General features: G+C 44.1%; 6 protein-coding genes. All 6 read left to right on the forward strand.

The window, feature by feature from the left end:
* Positions 1-219 precede the first annotated feature (219 nt).
* Entirely contained in the window at positions 220-1,143 is a 924-nt protein-coding gene (gene cysD / locus AB4Y93_RS18920; RefSeq protein ID WP_441894411.1) for a sulfate adenylyltransferase subunit CysD, read from the forward strand.
* Between the two features lies 1 nt (position 1,144).
* Positions 1,145-2,803, forward strand: coding sequence for a GTP-binding protein (locus tag AB4Y93_RS18925; protein ID WP_441894412.1), 1,659 nt, complete (start codon positions 1,145-1,147; stop codon positions 2,801-2,803).
* Between the two features lie 663 nt (positions 2,804-3,466).
* Entirely contained in the window at positions 3,467-8,968 is a 5,502-nt protein-coding gene (locus AB4Y93_RS18930; RefSeq protein ID WP_441894413.1) for a family 43 glycosylhydrolase, read from the forward strand.
* A 465-nt stretch (positions 8,969-9,433) separates the two neighbouring features.
* A complete protein-coding gene (locus AB4Y93_RS18935) occupies positions 9,434-10,165 on the forward strand; it encodes an ABC transporter permease subunit (protein WP_441894414.1) in 732 nt (243 codons plus the stop codon).
* On the forward strand, positions 10,162-11,073 hold the full coding sequence (locus AB4Y93_RS18940) for a carbohydrate ABC transporter permease (protein WP_441894415.1): 912 nt from the start codon (positions 10,162-10,164) through the stop codon (positions 11,071-11,073). Before AB4Y93_RS18935 ends, AB4Y93_RS18940 begins: the two co-directional genes overlap by 4 nt.
* 42 nt (positions 11,074-11,115) lie before the next feature.
* Entirely contained in the window at positions 11,116-12,891 is a 1,776-nt protein-coding gene (locus AB4Y93_RS18945; RefSeq protein WP_441894416.1) for a hypothetical protein, read from the forward strand.
* The last annotated feature ends 7 nt before the right edge of the window (positions 12,892-12,898 follow it).

A 12,898-nucleotide genomic window follows, 5' to 3' on the forward strand; every position in this document is an offset into this window, starting at 1 on the left:
ATAAAAAAGGACGCCATCGAGATGATTTCACTCGAGCCGTCCTTTTTTGCTTGTTATTGAGCTTTAGATGTTGACTTGAACCAAGCGGTGACTTCCTGCGTCAACGCCTCAAAAAAATCAAAGAAAATACTTTATTCCACTTTGCATAAAAGTGAAAATCTGATACGATATAGAATATAGTCTATAGATTTAGTAAGGATTAAAGGGAGGCACTTTTTCATGGACAAATTGACGCTTGATTCCATAGATGCAACAACACATCTGGATCAACTCGAGGCTGAAGCGATTTATATTATTCGAGAAGTAGCGGCGGAATGTGAAAATCCCGTGATGTTGTACTCGATCGGTAAGGATAGCTCCGTAATGCTGCATTTGGCGCTGAAAGCATTTTATCCGGAGAAGCCGCCGTTTCCTTTCTTGCATATCGATACAACGTGGAAGTTCAAGGAGATGATTGAATTCCGCGACCGCAAGGCGAAAGAATTCGGAATCAAAATGCTTGTTCACTCCAATCAGGAAGGGATTGAGCAAGGGATTAACCCATTCGATCATGGTTCCGCATATACGGATATTATGAAAACCCAAGCCCTGAAGCAAGGCTTGGACAAATACGGATTTACAGCTGCATTTGGCGGCGGAAGACGTGATGAGGAAAAGTCACGTGCGAAGGAGCGGATTTTCTCATTCCGCAATAAGAATCATGCCTGGGATCCGAAAAATCAGCGGCCGGAAATGTGGAAGCTTTTCAACACCAGAATCAATAAGGGTGAAAGCATCCGCGTATTCCCGATTTCCAACTGGACGGAAAAAGATATCTGGCAATACATTCGCAGAGAGAACATTGATATCGTGCCCCTCTACTTTGCGAAAGAAAGACCTGTCGTCAACCGTGATGGGCAGATGATTATGGTGGATGATGAGCGGATGAAGCTCGAGCCGGGTGAGAAGATTGAAATGGCAAAGATGCGGTTCCGCACATTAGGCTGCTATCCGCTTACTGGCGGTGCCCCTTCAGAGGCGAACACGCTGGATGCTATCATCGAAGAAACGCTTGGTGCGGTATCATCCGAACGGACAACAAGGGTGATCGACCAGGAAGAAGCGGGAAGCATGGAAAGACGCAAACGGGAGGGCTATTTCTAAGATGAAAAGTCTGCTTAAATTTATTACTTGTGGAAGTGTGGATGACGGCAAATCCACCTTGATTGGACATATGCTTTATGAGGCGAAGCTCTTGTTCGCCGACCAGGAGAGAGCGCTCGAGCTGGATAGCAGGCTGGGCAGCCGTGGCGGAAAAATTGACTACTCCCTGCTTCTTGACGGGCTGATTGCGGAGCGTGAGCAGGGGATTACGATTGATGTGGCTTATCGGTATTTTACGACGGATCACCGTTCATTCATTGTAGCGGACACGCCAGGGCATGAAGAATATACACGCAACATGGCAGTAGGCGCATCCTTTGCTGATCTTGCTGTTATTCTGGTGGACGCAACCAAAGGGATTATTACTCAAACGAAGCGCCATACCCGGATTTGCGCCCTCATGGGGATTAAGCATCTGGTTTTGGCGGTAAACAAAATGGATTTGGTGGATTTTGATTCGGATAAATTTGATGAAATCAAAGAAGAATTTTCTCGCATCACCACTGAATTCCGGTTTGAGAGCATTCAAGTGATCCCTGTTTCTGCAACAGAAGGGGATAACATTACGAAGAAATCGCCTAATACGCCTTGGTACAAAGGTCTTGCTTTGCTTCCGTATTTGGAGAGTGTTGATGTTCATGCAAGCGACGACGTGAAGCCATTCATGATGCCCGTTCAGCGAGTATGTCGACCGGACCACACCTTCCGCGGATTCCAAGGCCAGATTGAAGCCGGCAGCATCGCAGTTGGCGATGAACTGATAACGTTGCCTAGCCATGAGAAGGCGAAGGTTAAACGAATCTTAGTAACAGACCAAGACAGGAATTCGGCTCATGCAGGACAACCTGTCACTATTCAATTAGATCGGGAAGTTGACGTTTCAAGAGGTTGTGTGTTTACGAAGGACAATCAACTCCAAGAAGCTGACAGCTTTAGCGCCACGATTCTTTGGATGGATGATTCTGTCCTGACACCGGGCAAAGATGTTCTGGTGAAAGTAGGTACGAAGATTCTTCCTGGTACGGTGACAGCAATTAATTACAAAATCGATGTGAATACAGGCGATACGGTTACAGCGGATCATGTGGTTAAGAATGAATTGGCTAAATGCGAAATTTCATTATCGGATGGTATTGTTTTTGATAAGTTTGAAAAAAATAAAAGCATCGGTGGATTTATTCTCATCGATCGTGTAACGAATATGACATCCGCTTGCGGCGTCATTGATGAAGCTCTTCAAAGCTCTTACAGTGTCGACCGAATGGATACGGAAATCACCAGAGATGTTCGTGCCCAGCAAAAAGGACAACAGCCATTAACGCTTTGGCTAACTGGTTCCGTTGTGGGCAATACGGCTCTTGCGAAAGAAGTCGAGAAACGGTTGGTAGCGAGAGGCTATCATACGATGCTAATCGATAACAGCTCAGGAGAATCTGTGCGGCAACTCGCGGCTTATGCCACATTGCTAAACGATGCGGGACTTCTTGCATTGGTACCGGCTGGTTCTACGAGCGACAACGACCAAGCCATTGCGCAAGAAATCATCGGTCAGGCCTTTTTGCCAATCGAGGCTGCTATAAACTCTTCGATTGAGGAAGCCGCAAAAGATATCGTAAAGCGTGTTGTGAAGGCTCTCATTCCAGATAGTTATACCATATAAAAAATAAAAGCACTGAAGTCCTAAGGACTTTATATCGACACTCTGAGCCGGCAATGCCGGCTCTTTTCCTTAATAAGTTCATTAGGACTTGGTGATTCCGGCCGGTTCGGCCTGGATTATGGCGGGGATGAGCGGACGCAGCGGGGGTATCATGAGTTTTATAAGGCGAAGAGGTAACTCATAATTTTATAAGATTGGCAAAAGACAACTCACTTCTGCAATGGGAAGAGAGTTGTCTTTTTGCATTGGCTATAAAGCCAGCTGAGGGATGTGGCAGGCATACCTACAATTACTGAGGTATATTGTCAATTCATGAACAGGTTGTTTCTCTCCTATATTGGATGTAGAATTTCGATGAAATCAAAAGATACTTTATAGGAGGTAAATTACTACGAAAGGCTGCCCGTTATCTGTTTTAAGATACAGTTCAATAGTTACATTATTATCTTTAAAAGGTAAAGAAATGCTGTTAACGTAAAAATATGAGCATTGATTTTTTTATTGATGTTATTTTTAGGTTTTAATTAAGGTTTGATATTAAATAAACACAAAAAAATCTTTACTTTTTAAACAAAAAAACACATCGATTAAAAATAGCAATTGTTTTAAAATGAGCACAGCTTCAAATCAAAGCTAGATATAACCTTATAAGGAGGCAACAAAATGATTAGAAAGTCATTCGCTTTTTTGATAGCGTTTACAATGTTGGTGTGCTTTGTACCAAGTCCACATGTATTCGCTGCGCAGCAAGAAGATACGACCTTTGAGAATCCGTTAATATGGGCGGATGTTCCGGATCCCGATGTCATTCGAGTAGGTGATACCTATTACATGACCAGTACAACGATGCACATGAATCCTGGTGTTCCTATCATGAAATCTTATGATTTGGTCCATTGGGAAATCGTCAATTATGTGTATGACATCCTAGCAGATGAAGATGAGCAAACTCTTCGAAATGGAAAAAATGATTATAGTAAAGGCTCATGGGCAAGCAGCATTCGTTATCATGAAGGCAAATATTACATTGCGTTTGCTTCATACAACACCGGTAAAACTTACATCTATCAAACATCGGATATTGAGCATGGCCCGTGGACACATGCGGAGCTGGATGGTGTCTACCATGATATGTCTCTTCTGTTTGATGATGATGGACGTGTGTACATGGTGTACGGCGGTGGAGATATTCGGATCATCGAGCTTAACTCAGATGCGACCGCTATTAAAGCGGATGGGCTTAATAAAGTACTGATTCCGAATGCAAGCTTGGTTGCAAGCACGCAGGAGAACGTTGGTCTTGCTGCAGAAGGCACACATATCCAGAAAGTTAACGGCTATTATTATGTATTTAATATTACGTGGCCCAAAAATGCGCCAAGAACGGAAATCGTACACCGCTCTGCTACAATTGATGGCACCTATGAAGGTAGAGTTGCCTTGCAGACGGGAGTAGCGCAAGGCGGCATTGTGGATACGGCAGATGGCAAATGGTACGGAATGCTGTTTCAGGATCATGGATCGGTTGGCCGAATCCCATTCCTTGTTCCGGTGACGTGGGAAGATAATTGGCCGGTATTTGGCGTAGACGGCAAGATTCCAGAGAATATACAAATTCCCGTAAGCGGTGTCGATTCAAAGAGCTTATTCGTAGATTCCGATGAATTTTATCCACGAGCCGAGAAATCCGGTGCCTCCCATTATCAATCAACTGAATCAGGCTTAAACAAGACGAACACGGTACAGAATACAACGTTGGCAGCCGCACCAGAGACTGGCGAGCTGACGGTTGAAGAGGTTCAAGAGCTTCTGATTAACGGCGATTTCGAAGACGGGCAAGAACCATGGTCAGCCCATGATGATGCGGTAGTGACGGTTACAAATGATGTCTATAGCGGCGGATCGCAGAGCTTGCTCATAAGCAATCGACAAGCTACTGGGGCCGGTGTTCAGCAGATGCTTACCGGCAAGCTCAAAGCCGGCGGCACTTATAAATTCTCGGCAAAAGTGAGATATGACGGAGACGAGACGCTTCCGGCTGCCAAGCGGTTTAATTATGATATCCAGGATGGAGACTGGCAGACCATTAAAATACTTGGCTCTGCCATGATTACGAAGGGAGAATGGGGGACCATTGAAGGAACGTATACGATTCCAGCTGATACCACATTTGATGAGCCTCGCATTTTCCTTGAGACCGTATGGACACCAGAGCAGGATCCCGTCCTGGACCGAATGGATTTCTATGTGGATGATGTGTCCTTCAAAGATGTGACACCGGATTCCAATCTTCTCAAGAATGGTGGATTTGAATCAGGTCTTGTCCCATGGACGAATCATGATAATGCCACGGTTGCGGTAACGACAGACGAAGCTTTTAGCGGTAACAGCAGTTTGTTCGTCAGTGGAAGAGCGGCTACAGGTGCAGGAGCGCAGCAAGATCTAACAGGGAAAGTGAAGCCGGGTGGTGTGTACAAGTTCTCAGCGAAAGTGAAATATGACGGAGCTGAAACGCTTCCTGCTGCTAAACCATTTAACTTCGATTTCCAGGATGGAGATTGGAGAACGATTAAGGTTCTTGGTTCAGCTACGATTGAGAAAGGAAAATGGGGAACAATTGAAGGAACCTTCACCGTACCGGAAGATGCTGCATTAAATGCTCCGCTTATTTTCCTTGAGACTGTATGGACGCCTGAACAAGATCCCGTAAAGGATCTGATGGATTTCTATATCGATGATGTATCTTTGGAAGATGTGACACCAGTCGGAGGATTAGACAAAACAACAGACGGAGAAAACGATTATAACGGCGATAATTTGGCATTAGTATGGCAATGGAATCACAATCCAGATAACAATAATTGGTCCCTATCCGAGCGTTCAGGTTACCTGAGGCTGACAGCGGGTCACAAGAGTACTTCCATGCTCGATGCCCGTAATACGCTTACGCAACGTACGTTTGGTCCGGAGAGCTCAGGCAGCATTGCAATCGATGTTGGTCAAATGAAAAATGGGGATTACGCGGGACTTGGCGCCCTGCAGAAGGACTACGGGTTTGTAGGGGTCAAAATGAACGGGAATACGAAATCCGTTGTTATGGTTAATGGAAGCTCGGGAACGGCAGAGGAAATCGCCAGTGTTCCACTCAGCCAAAGCAGAGTCTACTTAAAGGTGGAGTTCGATTACAAGAATAACACGGATAAAGCATACTTCTACTATAGTCTAAACGGCACAGAGTGGCATGCGATCGGCAATACGCTGCAAATGAGCTATAAGCTTGATCATTTTATGGGCTATCGCTTCGCCTTGTTTAATTACTCGACTAAGACTACTGGCGGTTACGTTGACTTCGATTATTTCCGAGTGGATGACAAACTGACTGGCGGAAACGATGCAGCTGCTATTCTGAATGCAAGCCTAGATGATGTATCCAATGTCATTGGTGTTCAGAACATGGAGTTGGAGGTCCCGGTTCACATGGAAGCATTGCCGGAGGGACAATATACATCCATCGCGGCATCGTTCAACATTCCAGAGCATCTTTCTGTTACAGATGTCGTGTTTAATACGGACAACATAATGGGGGAACCAACGTACACGTATTCGGGCAAGCAACTGCAGATGCGTGTATCCGGCAATAACGTGAACATCACGAATGAGTCCTCTGATCTGTTCGCCACCATCAAATTGAGAGTCGATGGATTCGTCCCATCTGATCTAATGGAACAGATTCGTACGGATTATATGAAGGTCGAAGGCGGAAATATAGCTTATAACGTGCATAACGCAGTAGCGAACATCGGATTGAAGCTATTCGATACCAAAGCACTTGCGAAAATTCCCGGCTATTCGAACCCGCTGATGAGCCATAAGCTTGGAGCTGATCCGTTCGCTATGGTTTATGACGGTAGAGTCTACATCTATATGTCTAGTGATGAATTCGAGTATGACGGCAATGGAAATGTAAAAGACAATTCGTTCAGTAATCTCAATCGAGTATTCGTCATTTCCTCTGATGATATGGTTAACTGGACCGATCATGGCGCAATTCCAGTAGCTGGACCAAATGGCATTGCTAACTGGGCAACCTTCTCTTGGGCGCCTGCAGCTGCGCATAAGAAAATTAACGGAGTAGATAAGTTTTTCCTTTATTTTGCGAACGGTGCAGGGGGCATAGGAGTGCTTACGGCAGACAGCCCGATTGGTCCTTGGACTAATCCACTTGGCAAGCCACTTGTATCGGGCAACACACCTGGCGTACCTGGTGTCGTATGGTTGTTTGATCCGGCTGTGTTGGTGGATGATGATGGAGCTGGCTACTTGTACTTTGGGGGAGGAATTCCAGGAGATCCAAATCCTTCAGCTGAACAAATCGCCCATCCGAACACGGCCAGAGTCATAAAGCTAGGTGATGATATGGTCAGCACGGTTGGCTCGGCAGAAAAGATCGACGCACCCTACATGTTCGAGGATTCCGGCATTCATAAATTTAACGGCAAATATTATTATACCTATTGCTCTAATTTTGCAGGAACACATCCGGAAGGAACGCCACCTGCAGGTGAAATCGCGTATATGGTAAGCGACAATCCAATGGGGCCATTTACTTACGTTGGACCCATTCTAAAAAATCCGGGTGTATTTTTTGGAGTAGGCGGCAATAACCATCATTCCATCTTTGAATTTAATAACGAGTGGTACATCACTTACCATGCTCAAACCGTCAGCAAAGCGATGATTGGGGATGGGAAAGGATACCGTTCTACGCATATCAACAAAGTGGAGTTCTATGAGAATGGTCATATCAAAGACATTCAAGCGGATATGAAAGGGGTATCCCAGCTTGCTAATCTGAATCCTTATACAAGAACGGAAGCAGAAACGATTGCCTGGAATGCAGGCATTGCTACGGAGAAGTCAGAGGCACCAGGAAACCCGGTTGAAGAGATTAATCTGGATGTTACGAATGTGAGTCAGGGAGACTGGCTAGCGGTAGCAAACGCTGACTTTGGGACGGATGGAGCAGCGACTTTCGAAGCGAATGTTGCTTCCACCAATGGAGGCAAAATCGAAATTCGAGTAGACAGTCCGATCGGCGACGTCATTGGCACGCTGGATGTCCATTCTACAGGCGGAGCACAGCAATGGAAGCTCATGAAAACCGATTTAACGAATGTAAAAGGCGTTCATAATATCTTCTTTATGTTCAGTGGTGAAGGGGATAATCTATTTAATATCGATTATTGGAAGTTTACTTCAAAGAACCCAACGTCACCAGTAATTCCAATAGAATCCGTTAGCCTTGCAGATGCTCCGGCCTCGATGAAGGTGAACGGTCAAGTAACGGTAAATGCTGCACTCGCTCCGGAAAATGCAACAAGCCCTGCCTACAAATGGGAAGCAAGTGGTGCGATCAGCATCGCAGGAGCTGACAATCAAGCAGCCGTTACGATTAAGGGAGTATCTGCAGGTTCTGGAAAGCTGAAGTTGACGGTTACAGCTGGCGGAGTGCAGAAACAAGCGGAAGTAAGTGTTACGGTATCGAAGGATAGTGGCAGCGGTAATACAGGAGCACCAGATCCGACAACTCCAGAACCGGCTGTTCCTGCATTTTCCGATCTGAAAGGCTATTCTTGGGCGGAAGAAGCTATAAACGCTTTGGCGAAAATAGGTGTCATAAATGGAACATCCAGTACAACATTTGAGCCAAGCCGCAGTGTGACAAGAGCTGAATTCGTAACGCTGCTGGTCAGAGCGATGGGGCTGAAAGCCGATGTAACAGACAATTTTGTCGATGTACCGGCTCATGCGTATTATTATGAAGCATTAGGCATAGTCAAGCAGCTTGGTATCGCGCTGGGGTCTGGCGACAATGAATTCCACCCGAATGCTACCATATCCAGACAAGATATGATGGTGCTTGTAGCACGGGTACTTGAGCTGACGAATAAAGAGCAGTTGGAAGGTAATGCAGCTGACCTAAGTGGTTTCACAGATAAGGACAAGATTGCTGATTATGCAGCAGAAGCATTAGCGGCATTAGTGAAGGAAGGTATTGTAACGGGAAGCGGGAACGGAAAGATCAATCCTCTTGGGGTGACAAGTAGAGCCGAAGCGGCCGTTATTATTTATCGTATACTGAATGTGTATGACCCAACACAATAATTTTCTTATATCCCCGAGCTGGATGCATCAGCCGGGGATTGTTTTTTTGTTTTGAACCATCTAAGAATAGATCAATAATCAATGAGGATAGGTCATTGTTTTGAATAATTAGATATTCTATACTAACTTCAATAAGAATAATGAAAGCGTTATCAATATTAATTAAAAGGAGAATTTAAATAATTTTCACAGAGGGGAGCGGCAATTAACTCAGCCTCAAGCATTAATTTCTGAATATTAGGAATTATAAATTAATTTATAATCAGGTGGTGTAAAACGATGCGAATTCCTTACAACAAGAGTAGAACTTCATTTATAAAATTTCTTTACATACTGCCGTTTATGATCTTACTTGGTATTTTTGCCTACTACCCTCTTTATGGATGGGTATATGCATTTTTTGACTATACGCCACCTATTCCTCTATCTCAGTCGCCCTTTGTGGGTCTAAAGTGGTTTCGTTCTTTGGTCGAAAACCAAGTGAAAATAGATCAACTTCTTCAAATTATAAAAAATACGTTTGGCATGAGCGGCTTAAATCTGCTTTTCTCCTGGCTTCCTATGGTCTTTGCCATATTTTTGACGGAGATTAAAGCGGTCCGATTCCGGAAATTTATACAGACGGTAACGACCCTTCCAAACTTTATCAGCTGGGTATTGGTTTATTCAATGGCATTTTCCATGTTCTCGAGTGAAGGGATCATTAATGGCTTTTTAAAGTTGTTTGGATTTATCGATTCTCCGATATTATTCCTTCAAAACTCTGACCATGTTTGGTTTACGATGTGGATGTGGTCGACTTGGAAAGCATTGGGCTGGTCCGCCATTTTGTATATTGCAGCAATTATGGGGATCGATGATTCTCTTTATGAAGCCGCCCATGTTGACGGTGCGACACGGATGCAGATTATTTGGTATGTTGTATTGCCAAGCATGATCCCGACTTACTTTGTATTATTAATGCTGCAAATTGCGAGCTTCCTGAATAATGGTTTGGAGCAATATTTCGTATTTCAGAATGCTTTTAACAAAGATACCATACAAGTTTTGGACTTATATGTATACAACCTCGCAATGGGAGGCGGCAGTTATTCCGTTTCCGTCGCGATCAGTATGCTGAAGAGCTTGATTAGCGTGGTGCTGCTCTTTTCCGTGAACAGGTTGTCCAAATGGCTGAGAGGAGAGAGCATCGTATGAGTAAAGTGAAATTACAGACCAGCACCACAGATAAAATGATTTCTGTCTTGATCTATACGATGTTTTCCCTGTTTGCTCTTATATGCGTTTATCCCTTTTACTCCATTATCATTAACACCATCAGTGCGAACGATATTAGTGCCAGAGGCGATGTTGTATTTTTCCCTAAGCATATTCATTTCCAGAACTATCTGGATGTGTTTAAAATACCAGGATTATGGGACGCTGCTGTAATCTCTCTAGGCAGAACTGTAATAGGTACGACTTTGACGGTCGGCGCATCCGCTTTTCTAGGATTTATGTTTACCCAGGAGGATATGTGGGGGAGAAGATTCTGGTATCGATTTACGGTTGTTACGATGTTTTTTAATGCTGGAGTTATTCCATGGTATTTGACTATGAAATCTTTACATTTGACCAACAACTTTTTGGCTTACATCTTGCCAACAATCGTAGCCCCATTTTTCATCATTCTAGTAAAAACCTTTGTGGAATCAACCCCAAAAGAATTGCAGCAGGCGGCAAGTATTGACGGAGCCGGGATTATGACTCTCTTTTTCAGAATCATGCTGCCTATAAGCAAGCCTATTCTAGCAACTGTTGCTATATTCTCGGCCGTAGATCAATGGAATTCCTTTCAGGATACACTGCTGCTTGTTACGGACAGCAAGCTGTATAGCTTGCAGTTCATACTCTATAACTATATTAATCAGGCAAGCTCGTTATCTACCATGGTCAACCTGCAAAATGCCGGTTCAACAGCCATGGCAAGCTTGGCGACAAAACAGACCACTACATCTATTCGAATGACCGTGACCATTATTGTTGTAGCGCCAATTTTACTGATTTATCCAATATTCCAAAGATTCTTCGTAAAGGGAGTTATGATCGGTGCAGTGAAAGGTTAACTTGCGCCATTATAATAAATGAAATGATTCGGGGGGATGTAAATGAAGAGCAGCAATAAAAAATGGACGTTGTTATCGGCTGCAGGTATCTTCTTGTTGTCGACAACATTAGCTGGGTGTCAGAACGCTTCCAATCCATCGCCAAGTAAGTCATCAGAGCCTAGTAATGGGACGGGCACATCGCAGTCCGGCAAAGGGATCGATCACAGTAAGCCGTTGACTGTTACCGTTTACGATAATGCGGCCAATTACCAAGGAGAGCAGACGGGCTGGTACGGAAAGCTTATCAAGGATAAGTTTAATATCACGCTTAACATTCTCGCTCCTCAGGTTGCCGGTGATCAGCTATACAAGACTAGAACGGCAGCAGGGAATTTGGGTGACCTCCTAATCGTTGATAACAGTCAACTGGAAGAGTTAATTCCGGCAGGGCTAGTGATGGATATCACGGACAAGGTGAAAAACACGCAATACCTGTCCAAATATGTGGACAATCATTTCAAGCCTTTTAATGCTGCCTTCGATAAGGTGAATCCGGACGGGAAAATTTACGCCATGCCGACATTTGAAGCGGATACTTCTCCAACCACATTCTCGGAAGAAATCCCTTACTCCAGTCCGATTATGCCTTGGGATTATTACAAGGGAGTAGGAGCTCCCAAGATCAATAATTTAACTGATCTTCTGAATGTATTGAAGGAAATGCAAAAGAAATATCCTGCTACGCCGGACGGCAAAAAAATCGTTCCGATAACCCTTTGGAAGGACTGGGATGGCGGAAGTATGGAAAATGTACGCTGGCTCAGCAACTGGTACGGCTATGAGCAGCCAGACGGAACATCGACCATTCAATTGAATGCAAAAGGTGATATTGTTCCGCTTATAGATGATAACAGTATGTACAAGAAGATATTGCAATTCTATTTTACAGCCAATCAAATGGGGCTTGTTGATCCCGACTCTGCCTCCCAGGATTGGAATAAGGTCTCGGAAAAGCTGACCAACAAGCAGGTTCTTCTCTTGTGGTACTCCTGGCAGAGAGGCTTCTACAATTCGATTGAAAGAGGCAAAAATGGTGATGGGAATATGGCTGTTCCGATTGCTGACACTCATATTATTCAGAGTAGTGATGCTTATTACGGAAATGGAAGAGTATTTGCCATTGGTTCAAAAGCAAAGGAACCGGAGAGAATTATGGAATTGCTTGATTGGATGGCTTCGCCTGAAGGTCTGCGTTATTATACAAACGGATTTGAAGGCTTCAATTACGAAAAGACTGAAGATGGCAAGTTGAAGCTTACCGAAATAGGACAAACTGCCTTCCAAAAAAACACTCCGGTTCCGGATCAGTACGGAGGCGGCGGATACCAGGATGGACAAAGCAAGATTAACAGTATGATTATGAGTGATTTTGTCACAGATCCGGAAACGGGAGAATTTTATAACAGCACTTATTGGAGCTCAACTATCGAGGCAAACAAAACGGCACTCACTACAGACTGGCAGAATACCTATACCGCAGCAAATGCAACCGAGTATTACATGAAGAACAATATGATTGATATCGTGCCGAATATCAATACAAGTCTTGGAAGTGATTCGTCTGACATTAAAAACAAACGCAGCCAGATTTCTGATTTTGTAAAAAATACATCCTGGAAAATGGTATTCGCTAAGAGCCAAGCAGAATTCGATCAGTTATGGACAAAGATGAAGAGCGATGTAGTGGGACTCGGTTGGAATGATGTCGTTGCTGTCGATACAGAAAAAGCTCAAAAAATCGTAAAAATGCGCGCCGATGCAACAGCCGGCAAGTAATGATTCG

This window comes from Paenibacillus sp. YAF4_2 (assembly GCF_052113225.1).
Taxonomy (GTDB): Bacteria; Bacillota; Bacilli; order Paenibacillales; family Paenibacillaceae; genus Pristimantibacillus.